The organism is Chondromyces crocatus (assembly GCF_001189295.1).
GTDB classification, from domain to species: domain Bacteria; phylum Myxococcota_A; class Polyangia; order Polyangiales; family Polyangiaceae; genus Chondromyces; species Chondromyces crocatus.
Map to the genome: position 1 here is coordinate 6,440,810 of NZ_CP012159.1, position 25,251 is coordinate 6,466,060.

At 68.4% G+C, this 25,251-nt stretch carries 19 protein-coding genes; 11 read left to right on the forward strand and 8 right to left on the reverse strand.

Features of this window, described 5'->3' with window-relative positions:
• Window positions 1–39: 39 nt before the first annotated feature.
• The 6 genes from CMC5_RS23490 to CMC5_RS23515 all read right to left on the reverse strand — a co-directional run bounded on the left by CMC5_RS23490 (window position 40) and on the right by CMC5_RS23515 (window position 9,867).
• Window positions 40–801, reverse strand: a complete 762-nt coding sequence (locus CMC5_RS23490) for a hypothetical protein (RefSeq protein ID WP_050432519.1) — start codon at window positions 799–801, stop codon at window positions 40–42.
• Between the two features lie 10 nt (window positions 802–811).
• The gene (locus tag CMC5_RS23495; RefSeq protein ID WP_050432520.1) at window positions 812–3,022 is read right to left on the reverse strand and encodes a type VI secretion system Vgr family protein; all 2,211 of its coding nucleotides are present in this window, start codon (window positions 3,020–3,022) and stop codon (window positions 812–814) included.
• A 10-nt stretch (window positions 3,023–3,032) separates the two neighbouring features.
• On the reverse strand, window positions 3,033–5,213 hold the full coding sequence (locus tag CMC5_RS23500) for a type VI secretion system Vgr family protein (protein WP_050432521.1): 2,181 nt from the start codon (window positions 5,211–5,213) through the stop codon (window positions 3,033–3,035).
• 13 nt (window positions 5,214–5,226) lie between these two features.
• Entirely contained in the window at window positions 5,227–7,440 is a 2,214-nt protein-coding gene (locus CMC5_RS23505) for a type VI secretion system Vgr family protein (RefSeq protein WP_050432522.1), read from the reverse strand.
• Window positions 7,437–8,516, reverse strand: a complete 1,080-nt coding sequence (locus CMC5_RS23510) for a DUF2169 domain-containing protein (protein WP_169796633.1) — start codon at window positions 8,514–8,516, stop codon at window positions 7,437–7,439. Before CMC5_RS23510 ends, CMC5_RS23505 begins: the two co-directional genes overlap by 4 nt.
• A gap of 268 nt (window positions 8,517–8,784) precedes the next feature.
• Window positions 8,785–9,867, reverse strand: coding sequence for an NAD(P)H-dependent flavin oxidoreductase (locus CMC5_RS23515; RefSeq protein WP_050436084.1), 1,083 nt, complete (start codon window positions 9,865–9,867; stop codon window positions 8,785–8,787).
• Between CMC5_RS23515 and CMC5_RS23520 the strand changes: the two genes are divergently transcribed.
• The 3 genes from CMC5_RS23520 to CMC5_RS46040 all read left to right on the forward strand — a co-directional run bounded on the left by CMC5_RS23520 (window position 9,866) and on the right by CMC5_RS46040 (window position 13,485).
• Window positions 9,866–10,828 carry a C-type lectin domain-containing protein gene (locus tag CMC5_RS23520; RefSeq protein ID WP_082362723.1) on the forward strand — a complete coding sequence of 321 codons (963 nt, stop codon included), beginning with the start codon at window positions 9,866–9,868 and terminating at the stop codon, window positions 10,826–10,828. The genes CMC5_RS23515 and CMC5_RS23520 overlap by 2 nt on opposite strands.
• Window positions 10,829–10,931: 103 nt before the next feature.
• Complete coding sequence (locus CMC5_RS23525; protein ID WP_050432525.1) at window positions 10,932–11,201, forward strand: hypothetical protein; 270 nt, start codon at window positions 10,932–10,934, stop codon at window positions 11,199–11,201.
• Window positions 11,202–12,147: 946 nt separating this feature from the next.
• Window positions 12,148–13,485 carry a serine hydrolase gene (locus tag CMC5_RS46040; protein WP_050432526.1) on the forward strand — a complete coding sequence of 446 codons (1,338 nt, stop codon included), beginning with the start codon at window positions 12,148–12,150 and terminating at the stop codon, window positions 13,483–13,485.
• A gap of 163 nt (window positions 13,486–13,648) precedes the next feature.
• On the opposite strand, the gene CMC5_RS23535 is transcribed toward CMC5_RS46040, so the two are convergent.
• Together CMC5_RS23535 and CMC5_RS23540 are read right to left on the reverse strand one after the other, a co-directional pair.
• Window positions 13,649–14,083 carry a hypothetical protein gene (locus tag CMC5_RS23535; protein WP_156338821.1) on the reverse strand — a complete coding sequence of 145 codons (435 nt, stop codon included), beginning with the start codon at window positions 14,081–14,083 and terminating at the stop codon, window positions 13,649–13,651.
• A 182-nt stretch (window positions 14,084–14,265) separates the two neighbouring features.
• Complete coding sequence (locus CMC5_RS23540; RefSeq protein ID WP_156338822.1) at window positions 14,266–14,820, reverse strand: beta/gamma crystallin domain-containing protein; 555 nt, start codon at window positions 14,818–14,820, stop codon at window positions 14,266–14,268.
• Between the two features lie 203 nt (window positions 14,821–15,023).
• On the opposite strand from CMC5_RS23540, the gene CMC5_RS23545 reads away from it, so the two are divergent.
• From CMC5_RS23545 to CMC5_RS23580, 8 genes are all read left to right on the forward strand, one after another.
• The gene (locus CMC5_RS23545) at window positions 15,024–15,485 is read left to right on the forward strand and encodes an NUDIX domain-containing protein (RefSeq protein ID WP_050432529.1); all 462 of its coding nucleotides are present in this window, start codon (window positions 15,024–15,026) and stop codon (window positions 15,483–15,485) included.
• 150 nt (window positions 15,486–15,635) lie between these two features.
• Window positions 15,636–16,688, forward strand: coding sequence for a hypothetical protein (locus CMC5_RS23550; protein ID WP_050432530.1), 1,053 nt, complete (start codon window positions 15,636–15,638; stop codon window positions 16,686–16,688).
• Between the two features lie 190 nt (window positions 16,689–16,878).
• Window positions 16,879–19,053 carry a DUF2169 family type VI secretion system accessory protein gene (locus CMC5_RS23555; protein WP_082362725.1) on the forward strand — a complete coding sequence of 725 codons (2,175 nt, stop codon included), beginning with the start codon at window positions 16,879–16,881 and terminating at the stop codon, window positions 19,051–19,053.
• A gap of 156 nt (window positions 19,054–19,209) precedes the next feature.
• Complete coding sequence (locus tag CMC5_RS23560) at window positions 19,210–21,516, forward strand: type VI secretion system Vgr family protein (protein ID WP_050432532.1); 2,307 nt, start codon at window positions 19,210–19,212, stop codon at window positions 21,514–21,516.
• A 27-nt stretch (window positions 21,517–21,543) separates the two neighbouring features.
• Window positions 21,544–22,062, forward strand: coding sequence for a hypothetical protein (locus tag CMC5_RS23565; RefSeq protein ID WP_050432533.1), 519 nt, complete (start codon window positions 21,544–21,546; stop codon window positions 22,060–22,062).
• Window positions 22,063–22,076: 14 nt separating this feature from the next.
• Window positions 22,077–23,066 (forward strand): DUF2169 family type VI secretion system accessory protein, encoded by a 990-nt coding sequence (locus tag CMC5_RS23570; protein WP_050432534.1) that lies wholly within the window; start codon window positions 22,077–22,079, stop codon window positions 23,064–23,066.
• A gap of 8 nt (window positions 23,067–23,074) precedes the next feature.
• Window positions 23,075–24,010 carry a hypothetical protein gene (locus tag CMC5_RS23575; protein ID WP_050432535.1) on the forward strand — a complete coding sequence of 312 codons (936 nt, stop codon included), beginning with the start codon at window positions 23,075–23,077 and terminating at the stop codon, window positions 24,008–24,010.
• A complete protein-coding gene (locus CMC5_RS23580) occupies window positions 24,007–25,170 on the forward strand; it encodes a DUF2169 family type VI secretion system accessory protein (RefSeq protein ID WP_050432536.1) in 1,164 nt (387 codons plus the stop codon). Before CMC5_RS23575 ends, CMC5_RS23580 begins: the two co-directional genes overlap by 4 nt.
• Window positions 25,171–25,251 lie beyond the last annotated feature (81 nt).

Genomic DNA, 25,251 nt, shown 5'->3' on the forward strand with positions numbered 1-25,251 from the left:
CGTCGCCTCCGTCGCCTCGCCGGGAAGCCCCCGTCGTCATCACCAGAAGATCTGCCAGCGCCCGTCCAGCCGCGTCATGTAGAAGTTCGACCCCCAGCCCAGGTACGGCTCGTCGCGATGCACCGCCTTCACGGCCGGCTTCCCCGACGCGCGCCGCACATGGACCACGCGCCCATCTACGTAGCGGTCGAACCTGAGATCCTGAGCGTCGAACGGCTCCATCACCCAGGGCGCGTTCATGCGCTGGAGCGCCTCGACCCGCGACAGCGGCTGCGGACCGTAGAAGCGCTCGAACTCCTGCACCTTGAGGCCCATCACCGCCTCGAAACGAGCCGCGTCACGCGCACCGAATGCGTCGTACAGCGCGTAGACCGCCTCGTGCTGCTCCCTCGTGCCCTCGACCGGGAAGTCTTCCGGTGTGCCCCGCCGGTAGGCGGGCTCTGGCAAATCCTCGTCCACGAGCAGGATCCCCTGATGCACCCAGGGCAGCTCCGGTGTGAGGCCGACCGCCGCCACGCCGTCGGGGTACTCCCAGCGGAAGAGTGGCTGATCGGTGGCGCCGTCCCGCGCCACCTGCAGCTCGAAATGGGGCCCGAGCAGCGGCGTACGCGGAGACGGTGGCGCCGAGGTCAGCTCCACCGTGATCGCATTCTCACCACGCGAGAGCCAGTGGGTGATGGGCCCGATGGGCGACACGTTCGCTTCGGGCTCGCGCTCGTAGATGGGGATCCCGTTGATCATCGCCCGGGCGCGGGACGCCGGGCGATGCAGGATCCGGTAGAGGTAGTTCGCGTGGGTCATCGTCTGGTGCCTAGTTCTGCGACGACGTCGTGGCGCCTTGGTTGTTCTGGAGCTGCGTCTCGACGGTGATCTCGCTCGGCGCTTTCATGTCGATCCTCCCGTCCTTCAGGTGGATCTCTGTCTCACCCACCTTCAGCGTGATGCTGGGCCCTTGAAGGACCATCGACGTGGCGTCCACGCGCAGCTTGTCGAGCCCTGCCAGCAAGACCTCCTTCAGCGCCGTGACCATGTACCCGCTGCCTACGGTCGTGGTCCGCGACACCTCGGCCCGTGCCCCGTGCTTGCCGTCGGCCATGCTGAAACACAGACCGCTCACCGTCTCTTTTCGACTCTCGCTCGTCCCCTCACTCTTGCCGAGCTTCGCCACCTCGAACAGAGACCCCCCGACCATCAGCACCGAGGTCTTCCCCCCCGTGGTCGTGTTGGTCCGGTCCGACATCTCGAGCACGTCCCCCGAGATGATCTCGGTGAGATCCTTCGACACCGCCATGTTGTCGTCGGTGCCTGCGATGCGCGTGTGATCGCCACCGATGGTCAGCGTGTGATCCTTCGTGACGCTCTCGATGTGGACCCCGGTCACCGTGGCGGTCCTGCTCCCGCCGACGCTCACCGACTGATTGCCGTTGACCTTGGCCACGCTGTCCACGGTCACATCGACCGTCTCGTTCGATCCGATGCGAATCGCCTCGTTCCCCTTCACGAGCCGCGTCTCCACGGCCCCCACGTCCTCGCTCTGGTCGTTGGCGACGACGATGTTCTGATCCCGCTGCGCATGGATGTCGATGACCTGGGAGCCCGCTAGGTCATCGAACCGGATCATGTTGTACCCGGAGGGGCCATCCGTCGCGCGGGGTGACGAGAGCGACTGCAGCGAGATCCTCATCTTGCGGATGGGAAGCTCCTCCATGAAGGGGTCGGCCGCGTTGAACACGCGCCCCAGGACCACGGGCCTGTCAGGGTCGCCTTCGAGGTACTGGCACAAGACCTCCCATCCGATGCGCGGCATCGCCGATGACCGGCCCGTGTTGTCCTGCAGCACCGGGATCCAGTGCGAGCAGGAGTCGTCCTTGGGTTGCAGCCGGTCCCAGGGGAAGTGCACCTTCACCTGACCCCACCCGTCCGTGTGGATGTCGGCGCCGGAAGGACCCGTCACGTAGCCCGTCAGCGGGTTCGGGATCATCGGCACGTACGTCGTCACCGGCGGCCGGAACACCACATCCCCGGGGAGCGCCTCGAACCCCACGGTGAACGACGTCGCCGTCCGGTCCCAGGCGTGGGTGACCAGGGTGAGCACATACTCGCCGTCCGTGACGCCCGACGGAGCGTCCACCAGCGAGAACCGCGCTCCAGCGGCGAGGCGTCCGGAGATCGAGCGCCCTGCGAGCCGTCGCTTCTGGCACGCGAGCGCCTCCGCGCGAAGCCGCGCCTTGCTCTGCCCCTGCGCCGGCAGCTCGTACTCGCCCGGGTAGTCGTACCACTCCGGTCCCCAGGCCGTGGGCCCAGGCGCGCTGACATCCATGTCGAGGCGCGGGCGCTCCGGGTTGAAGTCGCGCAAGGACACCTTCCCTGCCGTCGCACGCCCGACCCACCCCACCTCGTAGATCGCCTCTTCTTGCCCCTCCAGACCTGCGTCATGCGCGAACGGCAGGACGCCTGGACCCTCGAGGTACGCCGAGGTGTAGTCGCCGAGCACCATCCGGCCCTCGTCGTCGACCACGTAGAAGATGCCCTCGTCCTCCAGGAGCCGCGCCGCAAAGTCGTAGTCCGACTCGCGCATCTGCACGCAGTACGGTCGCCGCGTATACGACCCGATCAGGCTCTGCACGACCTCCACGCCGTGCGCGCCGATTACCTCGGCTACGATCTCCGGCGCCGTCTTGTCCCGGAACACCCGGATGTCCACCCGGTGGCGTGTGATCGCGAGACGCGGCTCGAACAAGACCCGCACTTGCCCAGCGCCCGCGTTCTTCGTCCGCGTCGCCGCCCGCTGTACCCGCGTCACCAGCCCCTGAACACGGCGCTCCTCCATGCCGCGCATCACCACCAGCGCCGCGTCCGATCGCACCACGGCGTCGGGATCGAGCGGGTCGTCGGGCGCGACGTGCAGCGTCACCTCGAACCTGTACGTCCGCGAGATCCCCTCTTCTCCCTGGAGGGTGTTCACCTCCCGGAGCGAGCCACCGAGGTCGATGAAATAACGGAGCGGATCCAGCGTCGCCACGGTGCCCCCTTCAGTTGTGCTCGATGGTGCCGCTGTCGGCGTCCAGGTGGGCGCCCGACAGGTCCAGGTTCTTCGCCGTGAGGGTGATCGCCTGCTGGGTCAGCGTGAGCACGCTCTCTCCGCACGTGATCCTCACCAGGTCCACCGCCTCCACGTGCAGCTCGGGCGCCTTCCCCGTCAGCGCATCCTTGATGGTCCAGGTCGACGTCGTGTCCGCGTTGTCGATGTACTTGCTGTTCGACTGGAGGAAGATGGACTCGCCGACGTCCTCTTTGTAGTCGGTGGTGACATCCAGCGCGCGGTCCTTCTTCGCCATCTCCAGCTTCGATCCGCCGATCTCTTGCTGTGACACCTTCCGGGCCGCCTCCGAGATGTCCTGTCCAGCGACCTTCATCGCGCTGCCACTCACCACCGTCGTCGCGTCGCGGGCCGTCATGTTGATGTTGCCCAGCGTCACCTCGATCAGCGACCCGCCGACGGTCAGGACCCGGCTCCCCTGCACGAACCCCTTGTGCGCATCAGCCACGGTGATCGAGCGTGACCCGCCGACGGTCTCGGTCTCGTTGCCGGTGATCGACTTGGTACGCATCCCCTCGACGGTCAGCGTCTCGTCACCGCCGATCTCCACGGTCTGGTTGCCGACGACGCGCTCGTCGAGCGACGATCGGATGCTCAGCGCGTGGTCCACGCCCACCGTGCGCGTCGCGTCGTTCTCCACCGTGTCGTATTTTGCGTCGAGGACCTTGTAGGTCATGTCCCGCGAGGCGTTGATGAACATCTCCTCCGTGCTGTCCATGTCCTCGAAATAGATCTCGTTCGTCGTCCCATCCGCAGGCACGGTGGCCGTCTTGAAGACGACCCGCGTCATGTTCCCCGGCAGGGCATACTCGGGCCGGTGCTCCCCATCGTGGATGCGACAGATCAAGCTCGGCGCGTCGACCCCGCCCTCCTCGTTGAACGTCGCCACGTTCCAGCCCATCCGGGGGAACAGCATCGATCCAGGCGCCCCACGCTGCGCCACGCGCATCCACGTTCCCCCTTGCTCGTTCCGCTTCCCGAGCCGGTCCCAGTGCAGGATCGTCCTCACCCGTGCGCGCTCGTCCGGGTGCACCTCCTGTCCATCCGGCCCCACGACCTGGCCGAGCTGCAGCCCGGCCTGCTTCGCCTCCTTCGTGACCCGCTGCATGCGGAACGGCACCTCGGCGCGGATGGCGGTGAAGCGCGTGGCGCAAGGGCGGTGCTCGTCGCCCTGCACCTCGACCCGGGTCACGAGGTAGCGCGTGTCCAGCCGCCCGAGCGGGTGCCCCTCCACCTCGAAGATTCGCCCCGGCGAGAGCCTCACGCTCTGGGCGAGCCCCGAGACCCCGGCGCGCGCAGCCACGGCGGCCTCCCGCTGATCCCGCAGGCGCAAGGCGAGGATGGCTTCCATGTTCGTCCCTCCGCCAGGAGCGTCGTACACCTCGTGCCGCCCCTCGCCCACGCTCCCCTCGATCGTCATGAGCGGCCGCTCCGGATCGAACGAGCGCCCGGAGAAGCGCCCCGTCGACGCGAGGCTCGTCGATCCCAGCTCCGTCACCGCGTCCTGCTCCGGCAAGAGGGCGCTCTCGCGTACCCAGGGCAAGAGCGCCCCCGCCGGGATGTCGGGCGCGACCGTGGAGTCGTCCGAGAACACCGCGACCGAGCCAGCGTCGTGATCGAACCAGTAGAAGATCCCCTCCTCCTCCAGGATCCGGCTCACGTAGGTCCAGTCGTCCTCCCGGTACTGCACCCGGTAGGGGTATCGCGGATAGCTCCGCCCCAGCTCCCAGCGGTATTTGCCGGTGTAGTCCGCGAGCACGTCATCGACCATGTCGATGACCGTCACGTCCTGCGATGCGTAGCAGTCTCGCCCCAGCGACTGCCGCCAGATCTCCGGACGCAGGACCACCGTCGCCCGGGCGTGCTCGTTGTCGAACGCCTGCGCCGACGCCTCGGCAACCACGCCGACCACCGTTCTCTCCCGACCCGCCCGATCGCGCAACACGAGGCTCGCTTCGGCGCCGATCAATGTGTCCGCGTCGGGCAGTGGGAGATCGATCTCGGCCTCCACCGCGTAGCGAAACAGCGTGGAGAGGGCCTCCTCGCCGTGTGCCGAGAGCACCCGCCGAACCGACATCCCTTGAACCTCGAGCACCGCGAAATCGAGCTTCATCGGCAGGCCTCCTTCAGGGCGTGAGCTTCTCCGGGTTGCCGCGCACGGTGATCTTCGTGTCGCTCTTCAGCTTGAGCGGCCCGACGATCTTCACCTGGTCCGGGGTCAGCTCGATCGAGATCCCGTCCCCCTGCAAGGCAATGCGGGACGTGGCGTTCAGCTCGATTTCCTTGCTCCGCAGCTCCATCCGCTCGGCGGACTCGAACGAGGCCGAGGTTCCCACCGTCACCTTCGAGGTCTTCGCCGAGACGCTCATGTCGTCCTTCGACTTGCGCAGCACGAGCCCCGTCACCGTGGTCGTCAGGTCGCCGGCCACCGCCTGCTTGATGCTCTCCTCCGTGGCCACCGTCAGCTTCGATCCCGACGCGATTTCCACCAGCTCCTCGCCTGCCTCGTGGGCGATCGAGCCACCCGCCTGCGCGATCCAGGATCCTTCGACGATCCGGGTGAAGCGCTCCTGCACCGCCCGGTCGATCGACCCGTTCTCCTCTTTGCCCGTCCGTGTCAGCCGCGTCCCGCCCACGCTTTCCGTGTCGTCGCCGGTCACCGAGGTGTCCATGAAGGCGCGCACGTCGATCGTCTCGTCGCCCCCGATGTCGTGCGTCCGATCCTTCTCCACCGTCACGATCACGTCGCGGCCCACGGTACGTGTCTCGTCCGCTCCGATCGAGATCGTCTGGTCCTTCTGCACCGTCCGGTTCGACTCTCGCTCGATGGAGACGGTCAGGTTGTTGCCGATCGTCTCGTTCCGATCGTGCCGGACCATGTTCTTGAAGTCCTTCTGCGCGTGCCAGTCCATCGTCATGGATCCGGCCGAGTCCTCCATGCGCAGCTCGTTGAAGCCGTCCTTCCCCGGGTAGGTCTCGGTGCGGATCGTCATCCGGTTGCGCATCGCAGGCTGGCTGTAGGTCGGCACCATTTGCCCGTTGATCTGCCGCGCCAGCCCCACGGGCCGCTCCGGGTCGCCGTCGATGTAGGCCACGCTCATCTCCCAGCCGACCCGCGCGAGCGCGATCGACGAAGAAATCTCCTGGAGCGTGCGGATCCAGCGCGAGTCCGCGTCCGTCCCCTTCGCCTCCCGGTCCCAGTGGAACTGCACCTTCGCGCGCCCGTAGGCGTCCGTGTGGATCTCCTCGCCCACCGGGCCCCGGACCATCGCCGTGTGGTTGCCGGCGACGATCGGATACGGCGTCTCGACGGGAGGCCTGAACGGAACCTCTGCCGGGATCGCGCGGAAGCGGTTCTCGAACCGCGCCTCTCCTTGCTCTGCGCTGTAGGTATGCTCCACGTGCACGAGCAGGTAGCGTCCGCTGAAACTCATCGCCTCCTCGTGCGAGAACGAGAACAGCCGCGCCGGCGCGAAGGTCGGCACGGTGCCCGTCCCCTCCACGAAGCGCTTCGAGGCTTCCAGGGCCTCCAGGCGAAGCCGCGCCAGGGTCTCGCCCGAGCCCGGATCGCGGTAGCCGGTCGGGTACTCGTAGATCTCCAGGTCCGCGTCACGCGCCCCCGCCTTCGACGCGAGCAGCGACACCTTCGGCGTCTTCCAGTTGTAGTCGTTCACGGTGGCCTTGCCCGGCCCCACGAGCGCCCCGCGCTCGAACGAGGTGATCCCGAAGGCCCCGTGCTCCAGCGCGCCCGCGGCCTCGATCAGCTCGTACGTCGCCCCCCCTTCCACGTCCGGCGAGGCCGACGAGGCGTCCCCGATGATCATCGTCCCGTCGGGATCGAACGTGTAATAGAACCCCTCGAACTCCAGCATCCGCCGCACGAAGTCGAGGTTCGTCTCCCGGTATTGCACGCAGTAAGGCTGCGATCCCGATGGCCGCGTCGTCCGGAAGGCATGGCGGACCTGCCCCTCGTCGAGGATGCGCCCGACGATCGCCTCCGTGGTCTCGTCCCGGAACTTCCGCGTGTTCCTGTCGAGCCCCAGGAAGAACAGCGCTGGCCGCAGCTCCAGCTCGTACCGGAGGTGTCCCTCGTGCTCCCGCAGGAACGTCCCTCGCGCGAGCCGCAAGGTGAAGCGCCGCTCCTCCCCGCCCTCCCAGCGCACCGTGAGCTCGGCTTCCTCTTCCAGGAGCGGCTCGAGGTCGAGATCCTCGTGCTGCGCGATCTCCACCCACGCGCCGCCGATCTCGCTCATCCCCTCCACGATCCGCGCCGTCACCGCGGGCCACGAGGCGCCGCTCAAGCTCAGATCCACCTCGACCCGCTTCGGCGCCTGACTCATGGCTTACCCTCTCCCCCGACACCGGCCCCCACCTGTGCCCGCTCTCCAGACCGTTTCCCTGCAGGCGGCCCTTGCCCACGCAGGACCTCCTCCGAGAGCTCGCCGACCCCGAGCACGAGGATGCGCTCCAGCCGCTCCCACTTCTTCGGGAGGCGGATCGACGCCCGCCAGCACAGCTCCACCGCCCGCGTCTCGCTGTCGATGAGGAAGCTGTCGAGGTGGGTCGCGTGGACCTCGTGACGCCCCTCGCAGACGCTCTCGAACGCCACCGCATACGAGGGCAAGCGGAACCGCCACGTCCCCTCCGGCAGCACGCCACCCACCTCCACCGGCTCGTCGCCCACGAGCGGTGCCGCGCTGTACAGCCCTGGCGTCGACCACGCATGGTGACGTGGATCGAAGTCACGCGGCCGCACGGGCGCCCGCTCTCTGGCCCAGGCGGCGTCATGCGTCCCCGCGAGCGAACGCCGAGGCTCCCACTGCGCTGGGATGGGGGCGAACGTCGCGTGCGCCGGGGGCCCGCTCGTCACTCCCTCTGTCTCCTCCGCGAGCCCCAGCGGTGGCACGGGGAGGCCGATGAGGCGCAACGGGTCGCTCGAGAACCCCATCCCGATGGGGTTCAGCGCCTCCACGGCCCCCGTGAGCGGATCCGAACCGCCGTAGGCGAGGTCGTAGCGAAGCGGCACGGGATCGACCAGCGGACCAGGCTCCGATGGCGCCACGCCGCGCCACCCCTTCACGTACACACGCGGGCCATGCACCGTGATCACCTTGCGCAGGCCTCCCACCGACAGCCACGCAAACGAGCGTCCTCGAGGCCCTCCCCCGCCGCGTAGAGGAGGGTGAGCGACCCCCACCAGGCCCACGTCCGTGCCTGGCTTCTCGTCCGCGGTGAGGTCTCCCGGAAACCGCACCCCACCGCCCTCATCCCGCACATCATCACGGCGCACGGGCGCGAGCACCCGCCGCACGACCCCCTCTGGCGAGACGCGGTACGCCACCTTCGCCACCACCACGGCGACATCGCGGCCCGATCGATCCAGCGTCGGATTGACCCCGACCGCAGCCCAACTCACGTTCGAGACCCGCCCCTCGAGGTTCATCGCTCGCGGAGAGGCTATCCGGATCCTTGGTATTCCTACAACCCACCGACTGCAGGAACGGTCACCGTCGCGATGCTCGGATCCAGTCGTTCGCGAGGCGTCTTGCCACAGCGCGGTGCGATCCGCCGTTCTTGTCCGACTGCAGCGTCACCATGATCATGCAGGTCGACGCAGGCGCCACTGACGCACGAGGTCATCGCCCCACAGCGCGCGCTCCAGGTTCTGACCGAGCGCCCGCAGATCACGGCCGCAGACGAGACGTGCCTTCTCTCGCCGCGTCGAGCTCCTCCACGAGCTTCTCGACCAGCGTCTGCGCCGGCATCACGCGCGACCACCTCGCCCCCTGCCCAGCCCAGAGTGGCGCGAACTCGGCGCTCCCGGCGCGTGTCGCCGCCGCGTTCAGGGCCTTGCCCGCGTCGTAGGCGACCGGGTAGTCCGCCGCTGCGGGTCGACCCGGGACATCGATCTCCTCGTGGAAGCGGTTGACGATCCCGCGCGCCGGGCGCCCCGAGATCGCCGCGGTGAGCGCCGTGTTCCGCGCGCGCTCGCTGGCCAGCATGGCGCGGTACGCGGCGTCGGCAGCCGACTCCGGACAGGGCACGAACGCCGTCCCGAGCTGGGCCGCCTCCGCGCCGGCCGCGAGCGCCGCGGCAATGTCCTCCCCGCGCATCATCCCGCCCGCCGCCACGACGGGCACCGAGAGCCGCCCCGCCAGACGACGCACCAGCGCCAGCGTGTCGAGGCCTTCGTCCTCGGCTTCCGGGTCGAACACCCCCCGATGCCCACCCGCCTCCACGCCCTGGGCCACCACGGCATCGATCCCGGCCGCCACCACGGCATCCGCCTCCCGCTCGCTCGTTGCCGTCGCGAGCAGCGTGATCCCCGCCGCGCGCAGCGCCTCGATCCGGGTTCGAGACGGCAGGCCGAAGTGGAAGCTCACCACCGAAGGGCGCTCCGACAGCAGCAGCTCCAGCATGCCGTCGTCCTCGCAGAAGCTCCTGTAGATCTCCTGGAGAGCGATGGGCGGGGAGACGCCGAACTCTGCGAAGAAGGGCGCAAGGTGCCGCAACCAGGCCCCCTCTCGGGCCGCGTCACGGTGCGCTGGTCGATGACAGAACACGTTGACCTGGAACGGCGCAGACGTCGCAGCGCGCGTCTCCTGGATCATGGCTCTCGCGGTTTCCACCGTCGCCGCGCCCACCGCGATGGCCCCGAGGGCGCCCGCGTTGGACACGGCAGCTGCGAGCCGTGGCGTCGAGACCCCGGCCATCGGCGCCTGGAGAAGAGGATGCCGGAGACCGATCCGCTGAACGAGCGAACGCATGACCACCACCGCAAGGCATGCGCTCCCGGCGTGCACCGCGCAAGCCCATCCGGCATCCTGCGCCCGCTTCTGGGCCTCGTTCCGCCGAGCGGGTAAGATGAAGCCCGTGACCTCCGCCCTGCTCGACCTGCTTCGCGGCGTGCTCCTCGCATCGGTCGTCGTCGGCTGCGGACGCTCCGCCATCCTGGACACCGAGTTCGACCCGTCCGTCAGCGGTCCGGGCAGCGGTCCTGGAGGCATGGGCGCCAGTGGTCCCGGTCCTGGTGGCGCTGGGCCAGGAGGGGGAGGTCTGGGCGGCATGGGACAAGGCGGTGAGGCCCCTGTGTGCGACATGCCCGAGCCCGAGGTGTGCGATGGCCTGGACAACGACTGCGATGGGCTCATCGACGAAGGCGACCCTGGCGGCGGGGCCGGTTGTCCCACAGGGCTGTCCGGGGAGTGCGGCCAGGGCACGACGACCTGTCAGGGGGGCACGCTGATCTGCGTTCCCGATACCGGGCCGACTCCCGAGATCTGCAATGGGCTGGACGACGACTGCAATGGACTCATCGACGATGGTGTCCCTTGCAATTGCGTTCTTCGCCAGTTCCAGAACCACGAGTATGAGTTCTGCGCGATCGAGCTCTCCTGGGACGAGGCGGCGGCGATGTGCGCGCAGCGGGGCCTGTTCCTGGCCACCCTCGGCAGCCCCCAGGAGAACCAGTTCGTCTTCGAGGCTGCCAGCGCCATCTCCAGCGACAGGTGGTGGATCGGGCTGCGCAGGAACATCAACTCCGGCGCCTGGCAGTGGAGCAATGGCATGCCCGTGACCTACACGAACTGGGCTCCGGGGGAGCCGAACAACAGCGGTGGCAACGAGCACTGCGGCCAGATCAACCGCTTCTACCCGGCCAGCACCTGGAACGACGAGCCCTGCGACACGCCACTCTTCTTCGTTTGCGAGTCCTTCGGCGGGCCCTGACGTCGCCACAGGGCCCTGACCCCCTCGTGCCCGGTGCAGCGGCAGGGCGACTGGGCTATAGGGGGTGCCCTCGAAGGGGGCGGAAGGAAGAGGTCAGCCACCCATGCGTGTCAAGCTCTACGTCAGCGAGCCGGGCCTGTCGGCGTCCCGGCCTCATGAAACCCTCACCGTGAAGGACCGCAGGGCCCTGCGGCGCGCGGCGCGCCGCCTCGCCCAGGAGACCGGCAAGGTGGTCTCCGCGCGCAGCGTCCAGGCGCGCGCGCTGTTCGTGCGGCTCAACTACGGGCCGTTCACGCTCGCCGGCGCGCTGGCAGGCCAGGCCCACGCGCACGGTCCGTACGCGGTCGCCCCCGCGCAAGCCGCGACGAAGTAGCTGCAGCACGGACGGCACGGCATCTCGCCAGCGCCCTCTTCAGGATCCAGTACCGCGAGCGCACCGCTCCGAGCGCATGCCTCGAACCTGAGGGTGGGCAGTTCGCGTGCTTCTGGCGCGATTCGCATCGCCGCCCCACCCACTCCATCGCCTCGACCGTGAAATTTGCTGCAATTCCTCGGAGGGGATGAGCCTTCCCTCGAGGGAACACGGTCCCCCAGAAACTCGGCGCGAGCCTTCCCTCGGAGGAACACCGTCCCCGAAACTTCGGGGAGGGCCTTCCCTCGGAGGAACACCGTCCCCGAATCTTTGGGGTGGCCCTTCCCTCGGAGGAACACTCTCCCCCAGAATTTCGGGGCGAGCCTTCCCTCGGGGGAACACCGTCCCCGAAACTTTGGGGCGGGCCTTCCCTCGGGGGAACACGGTCCCCGAACCTCCAGCCACGGCGTTTTCCTCGGGGCACGCGATGTCCGGGCATCACGCCGCGGGAATCGCCGGGCTCCATGGGGGTTCCTCGTCGGTCGGCGCAGTGCGGGGGTCACGGACCTTCGAGAGGGATGTGGAACGTGCCCCTGGATCCGCAAGGAATGAGTGCCGTCATGACCGGACCCATGAATCCATCCCGATCGTGCCATCTAGCGTTTATCGACATATCGCCTTCGATGTTCGAATGAATGTATCGCTAACGAATCCAGAAAGAATCGTTCCGCATCGAAGGGGAGACGAGCCATTGGAAGGACACGACGCATCTCTTCCCCATCACTCCCGCGACGTGAGCGCAGACATGGGCGCCGTGCGGAACCATCGAGTCTCCGCCCAGCAATGTCGACATGCCCCGCGAGGTTGGATGATCCCCGCAGCGGGAGCCTTCCCGGGCAAAGACGAGGAGGGAGGGATTCCCCTGGGAGGTACTCCTTCGTGCCAAGGCCGGATAGGGTTCCACGCCATGATGCAGCTTGCACCGGAGCGGGCGCTCCCCGGGCGCTCCCTTTCACGCCGCACCGTTCGCGCCGGAGCGCACGTGCTGGCGCTCTCCGCGCTCTGCGCGCTAGCGGCCTGCGCGTCCACGCCGCCGCCCGAGCCGCTGGCGCCTGCCCAGTCCTCTTCCGACCCTGGCCCTCCTGCCCTCGTGACCGGCTCAACGAGCGACGTGCAGCGTGCTCCCAACCCCAGCACCCCGGAGGAAGCGCTGACGCGGTTTCTGACCGCGGAGCGCCCCGAGGAGACCTGGTTCTCGCCGGATTTCCTCGACAAGGTGCCGATCGGCGCCATCGGCAGCGTGCTCACGCAGCTCCGGGACGAGCTGGGGGCGTTCGTGTCCGTCGCCCCGGAAGGCCCGTCCGGCCATGTCGCGCGGTTCGCGCGGGGCACGGTACCGATACGGGCCAAGCTCGACGCGGAGGGGCGCTTCACGACGCTCTTCCTCGCGCCCCCCGAGCAGGATGTCGTGGACTTCGACGGGGCCATCGCGGCCTTGCGCTCGCTCCCTGGAAAGCACCACCTGCTGGTCGTGACGGACGGGAAACCCAGGGTCGAGAGCCACGGCGATGAGCCGCTCGCCGTGGGTTCCGCCTTCAAGCTGGCGATCCTCGCCGCGTTGCGTGGTCAGGTGGACACGAAGAAACGCGCCTGGAAGGACGTGGTGACGCTGAAGCCGGAGCACCGGAGCCTGCCCTCGGGCACCCTTCACGAATGGCCGGCTGGCAGCCTGCTCACCGTGCAGTCGCTCGCCTCGCTGATGATCGCTCAGAGCGACAACACGGCGACCGACGCGCTGATCGATGTGGTGGGTCGGCGGGCGATCGAGCCATTCGCACCGCACGCTCGTCCGTTCCTCTCGACCCGGGAGGCCTTCGTGCTCAAGGCGCAGACCAACGAGGCGCTCCTCGGGCGCTGGGTGAAGGCAGACGAGGCCGGGCGAAGGACGCTGCTCGCCGAGATCGATCGGCAACCCCTCCCGCCCCCCGAGGCGTTCTCGTCCGAGCCGCGGGCCATCGCCGACGTGGAGTGGTTCTTCTCGGCCCGTGAGCTCTGTGGGCTGATGGAAAAGGTCCACGACCTGCCGCTGTTCTCGATCAACCCTGGCCTCGCCAGGGCGAAAGACTGGGAGAGCGTCGCGTTCAAGGGGGGATCCGAGCCCGGCGTGCTGAACCTGACCACCCGCGTGAGCGGCAAGGGGCACACGCACTGTGTGGTCGCAACGTTCAACGATGGAAAGCCCATCGATGAGCGGCGGGTGGTGATGACCTACGGCCAGGTGCTCGCCGCGCTGCGCACTCCTTAGCGCTCCAGCGACGGCGTGTTCCTGCGACAGGGCTCCAGTGACGACTGGAGCCGAAGCAACCCATGGCGAAGTCGAAGTAATGAAGAAGAGACGGTGCCGGCCAGGTCACCCAGAGGTGGACCCCAGCGGCGCCGTCAGCAGCGCGGCTGCGCGTCGTGACGGCTCAGTCGAGCCACTTGCCCACGCCGCTGCTGGCGCAGTCTTTCTGGGCGGTCTCTTTGTCGTACTTGGGGCTCGAGTAGTTCACGAGCATCCCCATGGCCTTGCACGTCCCGACGACGTTGTCGGTCGGGCACGAGGTGACCACGTCGGCCTTCAGCGCCTTGGCGACCTCGGCGATCTTGCCGCCGTCGAGTTTGTCCTTCTCCGCCTCGGGGGCAGCGAGGACGACACACTGCCCCTCTTCACCCGTGGGCGTGAGGTAGCCGATGGCGATCATGCCCGGCTCGAGGCCCTTCTGTGGAGCCGCCGCCTTGGCCGCCGGAGCCGCCGCAGCGCCGGAAGCGGAAGGCTTGGCCGTGTCGTCGGCTGCGGTGCCACCTTCCTTGGAGCAAGCCGTCAGAGCGAGCAAGGTGACCATCAAGAACAGCGTCTTCATGAATCGATTCCTGGAGAGGCGTCTGCCGGGGTGGGCGCTGCGCGCGAGAAGGCCTCGCGCTCCATGCGTGAGGCACCCGGCAGACGTGGTGCCCCACGCGCCGGTACTCCAGCGCGCCATGCACGACAAGATGCTCTCGTCAGGACGACGCGCGATGCCTCGGCGGGAGCTGGGCCCCGTGGTCAGCGACACCGAATCTCGATGGACTCGATGTCCTCGTCGAGGTCGGGTCGACCATGCAGGTCCGCCCGCTTCGCGCCCGCGTGGTACTCGGCGGAGGGTCCCTGGAAGTTCTCGTCCCCCCAGACGATCACCGTGGCGTCAGAGCCGACCATCAAGCTCTCGATCTCGTCGTGCCAGTCTTCGTGCTCGCCGGGGAGCGCCCTCAGGTGGCTCCAGCGACCCGGACCGCAGAGCAGCACCGTGTCGTCTTTGAAGTTCTTGTCTTCCCAGATCTGGACCCAGCACGACCGGCACTCGGGGGGGGTGGTCGGTGGCGTCGCCTGGCCGGGAGCAGGGTTGGGGAGCGCCTCTGGCGGGAGTGCGATGGGTGGGGACTTCGGCCCTGAAGGGGTGTTGACCGCGACGGGCACCTCCGGCTCCACCGGCGCGGGCTGCTGCGCCGGCACGATGGTCGGGTTCGTCGCCGGCTGGCTGTTGCACGCAGCAAGCGGGAGGATGCCGAGCACGGCAGCGACGCCCAGCGCTCGACGGCTCGTTTCGATGAGCTGGTCCATCTCGGGAGGGAGCATTGAGCTGGAGGGCGTGATCGCAAGGGGACAGGTACGCCGGGGAGGTGACCGCCTCCTCGAGCGGGGGCGTTCCTCGCTCGTGGCGCGCGGGTGTCGATGACGATGTCGATGAGGCCTCCAGGGAGCATGGCCTCCGGGGCCGACGGAGAATGAGGTCCAGGAGCGCCCGACCCGCTATCCTTCGTCGGATGTCGCGCTCCGCCGTCGCCGCCTGGTGTTTCGCCGTGATCGTCGTGAAGCTGGGGCGACGCTTCCTCGTCGTGCGCGAGCGAAAGCACGGACAGCTCTGGTACTTGCCCGCGGGTCGTGTGGAGGCGGGGGAGAGCTTCGCCGACGCTGCGCTGCGGGAAACGCTGGAGGAAGGGGGGATTCCCATCGAGCTGGAGGGGATCCTGCGGGTGGAGCACAGTCCGCAGGGCGACGAGGCGCGCTTCCGGGTGATCTTCCTGGCGCGTCCAGCGGGGGACGCGCTCCCCAAGCAGACGCCGGACGAGCACTCCCTGGAGGCCCGCTGGGTGACCGTGGAGGAGCTTTCGGCGTTGCCTCAGCGGGGTCCGGACGTTGCCCGTCTCTTCCGGGAGGTCCTCGGCGGAGCGCCGGTCTATCCCCTCTCGCTCGTGCGACCCGAGGGCGAGCCGCTGCTGCCTTGACCTTCCGGGACCGCCAGGTGCGGGCCTTTCGATGCGCCTCCGGAAGACACACCGGGCAACGGACGATGCGCGACCGACGGGTTCGAGCACGCCCCGCTACATCGACACGAGGGGACGGGAGACGGACGATGTGGACTACACTCGGGGCCGATGGTGTTCCGAGAGCCCGCACGCCAGCATGCCAGGGGAAGCGTCCGCTACGGTCCGTTCCCCGTCCGGACGAGGCTCCTGATCTTCTCGTTCGCCGCTCTCTTGACGGCCATCGTCCTGACGTTCGTGGCGCTCGATCGAGATCGCCTCGTCTGCACACCCGGAGCGCGCTGCTCCCTGTCCAACACGCTCCGGACCCAGATCCACACCTTCCCTACCGCGGCCATCGGTGAGGTGCGCGTCGACGTCCGCTCGAACTCGAAGGGCGTTCCCTACGGCGTGATCGTCCTTTCGCTGGCCCCGACCCAGGAGTTCCGGCTCTCGCAGACGAGCGTGGAGGAGGCGAACGCGGTCGCGGCGCGCATCCGTGCTCGCCTCGCGGCGGGACAGAAGGTCGACGTGGAGGTGGGGGGCTCCTGGTGGGTGCTCGCTCTCGCGGGGGCTGCGCTCCTGCTCTGCTTCTCGCTGGTGGCGGCGGGGCTCCGGGGGTTCGGGGTCTTCCAGCTCGACATCCCGTCCGATCGATCGCGGCTCCGCGTGCAGCGCCGCCTCCTCGGGATCCCCGTGTCGACCCACGAGGTTTCGCTGGAAGGGGTCACTGACGTGCTCATCGAGGGAGGGGCGCTGGACGACGCCTGGCGCGGCCGTGACGAGGCGCCCACGCCGGCCGGACGCCTGGTGCTCGTCGACGCCTGGGGGGCGGTTCGACCAGTCACGTCGACGGTTTTCCCCGGTGCGGCCGTTCACCTCCGCGCGGCCTGTGCGCTTCGCGCGATCCTGGGTATGGTGCCGCAGCGGGGTGGCGTCGAAGAGCATCTCGCCTCGCTGCCCTGGATCACCACGTCGCCGGGCATGCGCGCCGCGTTCTCGTTCATCGGCGCCACGCTGGGAGCGCTCCTCGGCATCGGGCTCGTCGCTGTGGGCGTCCTCCTGGTGGGCGGCCTTCAGCCGAGCGACTCCGACACCTGGGTCTTCGCAGTCGGTGCGGTGCTCGGCGCGCCAGCCGGTGTGGTCTTCGCCCTCTTCGTCACGCGTACGCGACCGCCGACTTGAAGGTCTCCCTCGTTCCGCCGCACCACGACGGCGCGAGTGGGCATCCGTTTCCTCGCACGAGATCACGATCGACCAGGGTCCTCCGGCCAGCGTCGTCCCCCTGGACAGCGGAGATCCTCCGTTCCTCGCATGCCTCGCTGCATGGACGGGGCTACCTGCAGAGCGGGCGGTTGCCCTAGACTCATTGCGCATGGATGTCGTGTCGGCCTGTCCACTGCGCGTCGGGTCCACCCTCTGGCAGCCGCGCGCTGATGCCTGGGCGCTCACGGTCGTCTGCAAGGCCACCTACGAGCTGACACCGGGGGTGTCTCCCCTGGCTCAGGAGCAGGAGGCGCCCAACGAGACCGATAGCTACTGGGACGACGACCTACGCCGCAGCTTGCGGGTCGCGAGCGACATGGTCCCGTTCAAGCGGCGTGCAGACATCCTCCTGACCGGGAGCGCCTACGCACCGGGTCGACAACCCGTCCCGTCGCTGGTGACGCGCCTCGTGCTGGACGAGATCGACAAGGCCATCGCCGTCTTCGGAGACCGAGCCTTCACCTTCGACGGCGAGCTGCGGGAGCCCGTGCGGTTCGTGAAGATGCCGCTTCGCTGGGAACGCGCAGCCGGCGGCAGCGAGTCGAGGAACCCGGCCGGGGTGCCGCCGGACGCGCCTCCGGACGGGCGCGGCCTGATTCCGGTGCCGAACCTGCAGTCACCCGGGGTCCATGTGACGAGCCGGCGCGACGTCATCGAGCCCGTGGGGTACGGGCCCATCGCCCCCACCTGGCCAGAGAGGGCGCGCAAGCTTCACTGGTACGCAGCGCGGTGGAACCACGCTCACTGGAACGCTCAACCCCTGCCCCACGACATCGACGCCGGCTACTTCAACGCCGCCCCGCCGGATCAGCAGAGAGACGAGATCCGCCCCGACGAGCGGCTCATGCTGGAGAACCTGCACCCCGAGCACGCGCGGTTGATCACGGCCCTGCAACCAGTGACCCCTCGCGTGCTCGTCGAGCGGGGCGCCGGCGCCGTGGAGGAGCGGAGGCTCCGCTGCGACACCCTGTGGATCGACACGGACCGGTGCACGTGCTCGCTGATCTGGCGCGCCTACATCCCGCTGGATCATCCCCAGCAACCGGGCCGCGTGGTGCTCTCCCTCGTCGACGAGAGGCACGGCTCCCTCGTCGGCGCGATGTGGCGCCAGGAGACCTCCGCGAGAGCCCCGGAGAGCCCCGCACGGCCCGCCACCTGGGGGGCCAATCCCCTCGCTGGCCTGCCCTGGAGCGACGGTGGTGCTCCCCCTTCGACGCCTGCCGTGCGCGAAGCGATGGTGGTCGATACGTTGAACAGCCCCATGACGGGCATAGAGGCCTCGAAGCCAGCGCTGCCGTTCGTCGGGAACCAGTCCGGGTGGGCAAGCTCCCCTCCCGCAGCACCTGCGCAGAGCACGCCATCTCCCACGGATTCGCGTCGGGCGGGGCATCAGACCGGGCCGATGCTCATGCCCTCACGCGACGTGCTGCCTTTCTCCAGCAACCTCCCGAGCACCACCTCCGCACCACCCATCCCAGGAGAGCCTCCTGCGCTGGCGGCCGTGATGCCCCCCCCGGCCGTGCCGACCTCCGTGGTGTCCCCCCCTGTGACGCCTCCTCCTGCCGTGCCGCTGTCGCCGCTGAGCATGCCGCGTCCAGTCGCTCTGTCCGCCGTGGTGGCGCCGACCGTGGGACAGTCGCTCGGCGCCCCTGCATCGCCGTCCATGCCGACCGCGCCCGAGCACGTCACGCCGTCCGTCACCCAGGGCTTCTCGACGCCCATCACGGCGCCGCCGATGATCGGCCCACTGGCGCGGTTCGAGGCCGACCGTTCGCAAGAGCGCCCGCGCGAACCTGCCGTGATCGTCGAGTCCGCCGCGGCCCCTCTCCACGATGTGCGCGACGAGGTGAGCTTGCCCTCTCTGGAGGAGTTCACCCTGGAGCTGTGCGCCACCCTCGACGCCTCGCTGGCCTTGCGCCCCGAGGACGAGCCACGGCTCCTGAAGGAGAATCAGCTCACGAAGCCCGAGTGGACTCGGCTCCGCGAGGTGTGGGCCTCGGAGATCAAGACGGAGCTACGGCGAGGCCGGAACGGCTCACTCCGCAGGTATGATGCCGCGTACGTCGCTCAGCTCGAACGCGAGCGGGGACCCATCACCCCCGAGGACGTCGCGCGGATGAACGTGGGCACCGATCGCGGCGATCTCGACGCTGTCCTCCGCGACATCGGCCTCCCGACGCAGAGCGCCATCCGCATCCAGCGCACCTGGATCGGAAAAATGGCCAACGATGCGGCGCTCGGCGCATCGGTCCGCAAGGCCATGGCGAAGGCCAAGGCCGAGTGAACCACCCGTCATCGCCCTCGAGACCTCTGGATGGCGGGTTTCGTGTTCATCGGCCGCGCTTGCGATGGCTACATGGGTTCCATAGCATCGAGCCCGCGCACCCCGTGCTGGCCACGTACGACGACGGCCCGCGATCCATCCCAGGGAGACGAGGTCATGGCCAATCCCACGTCGAATCTCTTGTCGGTCCAGATCGAGTCCGGTGACGCCCTCGATGTGCGCACGTTCCACGTCTCGGAGGAGCTCTCCAGGCTCTTCTCCGTGACGCTGGTCGCCCATTGCACCAACCCGGACATCGATTTCGACGCAGCGGTCGGCATGCCCGCGTCGTTCACCATGGTCGCAGGCTCGAACGTCCCTGCCAAGCGGACCTGGGGGGGCGTCTGCACGTCGCTCCAGCAAGTCGCCGTCGAGGTGGACGGCGTGTCCACCTATCAGATCGAGATCGCGCCCCTGCTCTGGTTTCTGACCCAGCGGAGGCGAAACCGCATCTTCCAGCGCCTCTCGGAACTCGAGATCGTCGAGAAGATCCTCGGAGAGTGGAGCATCCCCTTCGAGAAACGCATCCTCTCCGAGCACAAGAAGCGCAAGTACCGCGTCCAGTATGGCGAGAGCGACTTCGCCTTCATCTCGCGGATGCTGGAGGACGCCGGCATCACCTTCTACTTCGATCCGACCACCACCGACAGCAAGCTCGTGCTCTGCGACGCCCCGCAGGCCAACAAGCAGCGCGCTCCGATTCATTTCCACGATGCCCCGATGGACGGTGATCACGAGTTCGTCACGGCGGTGCGCATCGGCCGCAAGGTGCGGCCCGGCAAGTACACCCTGCGCGATCAGGACTACCGCCTCCCGCCCGCCTACAAGGTGATGCAGTCGGCCAAGGCCGGGACACCTCCGGAGGAAGGCCTGGAGCGCTACCACTACGTGCCGGGCTCGTTCCTCATCGAGAGCGACAAGGGCGACGGGACGCCCGTCGCCGACGACAAGGGGAAGTACCGCGCCGACGACCGGGCTGGCGAAGAGTTCGCGCAGAAGCGGCTCGAGGCCAAGCGGGTGACGGCGAAGACGATCGACTTCGACACCAACTGCATCGATCTCGCGCCCGGCGTGGTGCTCAGCTTCCTCGATCACCCGAAGAGCGAGGTCGCGACCGGGAAGAAGCTCCTCGTCGCCACCGTGAGGTTCTCCGGCTCCCACAGCGGCAAGTGGTCCCAGAGCTGCCTGGCCGTCCTCGGCGACCTCCCCTTCCGACCTGCTCTCACCACCCCCAAGCCCAGGGTGCAAGGCGTGGAGACCGCCACCGTGGTCGGTCCCCCTGGAGAGCAGATCCACGTCGACGAATTCGGGCGCGTGCGTGTCCAGTTCCACTGGGATCTGGAGGGGGGCATGAACGACAACTCCTCCTGCTGGATCCCGGTGTCCCAGTCGTGGGCCGGTGGGGGGTTCGGTCACGTGAACCTCCCCCGCGTCGGTCACGAGGTGATCATCGACTTCCTCTCCGGAGACCCGGACCGTCCGGTGGTCGTCGGCCGCGTCTACACCAACTCGCAGAAGGTCCCGTACACGCTGCCTGGGTTGAAGACGCAGAGCGGCTGGAAGAGCCAGACCGTCGGCGGCACGGGCTACAACGAGATCATGTTCGAGGACGCGCCGGGCCGAGAGCTGGTTCGCATGCAGGCCGAGCTGGATCTGACCAAGCTGGTCAAGCGTGACGAGTCGGTGACCCTCGGCCGGGATCGGTCCAAGAACGTCGGCCGAGACGACGCCCTCACGGTCGGCAACGACCGCACCCACACCATCGGCAACGACGAGTCGATCCAGGTCGGCAACAACCAGACCATCCTGATCGGCGTCAACCAGTCGATCACCGTCGGCGCAGATCAGACAATCACCCTCCCCGCCGGCAACCAGACGGAGAGCATCACCGGCAACCGCACGTTCACGCTCGTCGGCGACCTCACCGAGACCATCGTCGGCAACAGCACGCTCACACAGACAGGGAACCAGACCGAGACCGTGATCGGGGACTCGCAGCGAACACAGCTCGGCAGCCAGTCGGTCTCTCTGCTCGGAGACCACACCAACCTCCAGGTCGGCGGTCAGACCTTCGTCCAGGTCGGCGCCCGCATGGAGGTGCAGCTCGGCAACCGCACCGACATCCAGGTCGGCAGCCGGCTCGACGTGCAGATTGGCGGCACCACCCGCGTGGAGATCGGCTCGCTGAACGAAGCGGTGATCGGCGCGCGGAGCGAGGGAACGACCGGCAACTCGACCGAGACCGTGGGCGCGGCCAAGTCGCTCACCTCGGCGACCTGGAGCGTGCAGACCGGTGAGGCGGCGATCCGAGCCGGCGCCAAGCTCGATGCTTCCGCCTCGGAGGTGATGGTGAAGGGGGGGAAGATCAACGTCGAGGCCAGCGGCGAGACGACCATCAAGGGCAGCATCATCCGACTGAACTGAGCGCCCTCCCGCCAGCGAAGACCCCTGATGATCTCTCGAACCCACGACGACATGCCTACCCACGACCCCGCCACGCCGCCCACCGAGCCGATGGCGGCTCGGGATGGACACGACGCTCCTGAAGCGACTGCCAACCCGGCCCCCCCTACGGCGCCCACAGCGGGCGTCGGTACCCTCGCGCTCGCGCAAGGGCACACGCTGATCGTCGCCGGCGGACAGGACCGAAACGTCCTTCAGCTCGTGGATCCCAGCGGCACGGCGAACCTGGAGATCTCCATCGGCCCCGAAGGCATCCGCCTCCTGGTGCGCGGCGCAGACCTCGCCCTCACGACGACGGGTGCCCTCGCGATCGAAGCGGAGCGTTTGTCGCTCCACGGGAAGCAGGGTCTCTCCCTCTCGACCGAGGGTGACGCGCGGATCGAGGCCAGCGGCCAACTCGAGACCGTGGGCCGCAGTCAGCTCATCCGCTCGGCGCGCGGCAATGTCCGCGTCCAGGCCAACGACGACGTCGAGGTCGCGGGTGAGCGTATCCGGCTGAACTCCTGACGGGCGCGAGGGACATGGAACTCCAGAACCACACCCCGTTTCCTGCCCGCCTGTTCCGCACGGCCATCGACGATGACCGCATCGCGGCCTCGATGGTGACGAAAATCACGTACGATCTCCGCGGTACCGAGCTCTCGCCCAGCGAGGAGCAACCCTGGATCCTCTCCGCCGAGCCCTGGGAGAGCGAGTACGGCCTCATCGACACCGATCAGCTCTTCTACCGGGGCGGCGTCGATCTCTTCCTGTTCGGCCACGCCCGCCCGGAGAAGCGTGACACGAAGAGCTTCACCCTCTCGGTCCACGTGGGCACCGCGTGGAAGCGCGAGGTCGCCGTCTTCGGCGTGCGCGTGTGGCGCAAGGGCGTCGGCGGTCTCCTTCCCACGGCGCCGCTCCCCATCGACACCATCCCGCTCACCATGGGCTTCGCGTATGGCGGCAAGGATGCGTGGGACGGCCTCGACATCCCCTACCCCATGAACCCCGACGGCATCGGCTGTTACCTCTGGGAGAACAGCGCCGAGGGCAAGCCGCTCCCCAACCTGGAAGAGCCCGATCAGCTCATCACCACCTGGGAAGACCGCCCCCTGCCCGCTGGCGTGGGCCCCTTGCCCCCCATGAGCGGCATCCGCCTCGCCCGCCTCGCCGGGCCTGCCATCAAGGCGCATGTCGCTGGCAAACCGAACCCCATGGGTGAGGGAGACCCCATCGTCTTCGACGCCACCTTCTTCAACGCGGCGCACCCCCGCATGATCGTCCCCTCCATCGAGCCGGGTACGCGCATCGCCATCAGCGGCGTCACGGGGCGTGGGCCGCTCCTCGTGGATCTGCCCGACCTCCGCCCGCGCGCGCGGGTGCGCTTCGAGGACGAGGTGGACGAGCGCCCCCTCGCCATCGATCAGGTCGGCATCGAGGCGGACAAGGGACGCGTCTTCATCAGCTACCGCTTCCCCTTCCGCTACGTCGTCGTGCCCGAGCAGCTCCGGGAAGCCCATCTCTTCATCTGAGGCCGGCCATGTACTGCAACGTCCTCGTCCATGTGAACCCGATGATCGGCCTGGATCCGCACACGGCGCTCCCGCCGCCGGTCGGCTTGCCCATCATCCCGATCCACGCCCACATCACCGGGGCGATGAACCACTTCGCCATCTGGGGCTTCGCCACCGCGCAGGACAGCTCCAAGGTCCTGTGCGACGGCAACAAGACCATGCAGCGGGGCACGGACATCGGTTTCTTCATCGTCCACGTCCCGATCCCGCTCATCCCTCACTTTCTGCTCCCCATCTGGAACACGCTCACCGGGTCCAAGTCCGAGTTCGGCGTCAACGCCGTGCACGTGGAGGACAAGCCCGTTGCCGTCGCCGTCGCCAAGGTCGTCAACTTCAACCTGAACTGCTTCGGCTCGACCTCTATGCTCCCGGGCGTGGGGGTCGTCATCACCTGGACCAGCGTGCAAGCGAACATGACGCTCGCCGACTTCCTGGCGGGCCTCGTCGCGGCGGTCATCGATTGGGCGGTCCAGTACGGCATCAACAAGCTGACCGGCAGCAAGATCTTCGGGAAAGGCATCGACCGCATCACCGCCCCCCTCTGGCGCCGCATCGCGCCCGCGCTGTTCGAGCGCCTCCCCGCTGGCACCATGCTCACGTCCGCGCTCCACGCCACGGGCTGGAACCGCTACCTCGCCTACTTCGTCGGCAGCCTCCCCGCGGCAGTGATCGGCATCTTCGGGCACGGCTCGCCCCTCGGCTACGGCGCTCCCTGGTCGCTATCGAACCTCATCGACCCTTCGAAGAGGGCGAACGACGCCGTGTACACGTACCTCAACAACAGCTCGGTGCCGCAGTATCCCGGCACCGACGAGACGCCTGCGCCCGCGCCTGCGCCTGCGCCTGGACCGACGCCGACGCCAGGTCCCACGCCTGGCCCAACCCCCACCGGGTCGCGATGAAGGAAACGCTCACCCTCCCTGGCCCCACCGCCCGCCAGCTCTCGGCCAAGGATCCGGACGGGTCGCAGATCCTCTCCGTCGTCTGCAAGCGCACGTACCACGTCGACAGCCGCGGCCGCCTCTTCCGCGCACCGGAGCAGGTCCCTCTGTTCGACGAGGTCGTCCCCCACCCGGACAACCCCACGATCCTCGTGCACGACACGGATCTCGTCGCGTACAAGCCGCTCACCGACATCCTCGTGCTCGGGCACGCCCATGCGCCGAGCCGCGCCACGAGCGTGCTCACCGGCGTGCGCGTCGGCAACCACGCCAAGCAGGTGCTCGCCCTCGGCGATCGGCGCGCGTCCCTCTCGCACACCGGCCTCGTGCTCTTCTCGGAACCCGAGCCCTTCGAGCGCATCCCCCTCGGGTACGACCGCGCTTACGGTGGCATCGACACCGTGACCGAGGCCCGTCTCGGCGATCCCACCGCAGCCCTCAAGGCGTGCATGCCGAGCGAAGCGCAGGGCCCTGGCGCCAGCGAGTACAGCTACCCGCGCAACTTCGCGGGCAAGGGCTACCTCATCGAGCCCACCCCCGAGGCCGTGGAAGCCATCGCGCTGCCCAACCTGGAGGATCCCAACGACCGCCTCACCTCCGAGCGCATCGTCGTAGGCAACACCCGCGCCTGGCCCAGGATGCCCCTCCCCGCTTCGTTCGGCGTCTTCGACTACGGCTGGTTCCCCCGCCTCGGCTACCTCGGCGTGGTCCCCCTCCACGCGCCGGAGTTCGCCGTCTTCAGCGAGGTGCGCCAGGGCTTCGCGCCCGCGTCGATCCTGAAGGAGACCTTTCTGACCGAGGATCCCCAGGTCGACTTCCGGTTCATGTGTTGCGGCTCGCTCGGTCTCTCGGTCCCGTTCCTCGCTGGTGACGAGGCCGTCGTGCTCTACAATCTCCACCCGGAGCTCCCGAAATGGGAACTCCGCCTCCCCGGAGAGCGGCCGGAGATCTTCACCGACGGCCGCAGCGGCAAGCTGAACAAGACCGAGCCCATCCTCCAGACCCTCATCCTCGAACCCGATCACGATCGCGTCACCGTGGTCTGGCGTGGTTGCGCGAAAGCAATCAGGCCCTACCTCCCGATGGAGCTGGAGAAGATGCCGTTCCGGGTGGCGTGGTGACCTCGGAGCGCAAGAAGAGCGCGAGCACCCCCTACCGGACACCTCCAGCGACCAGCGTCGGCGTCCGACGCTTCCAGTACG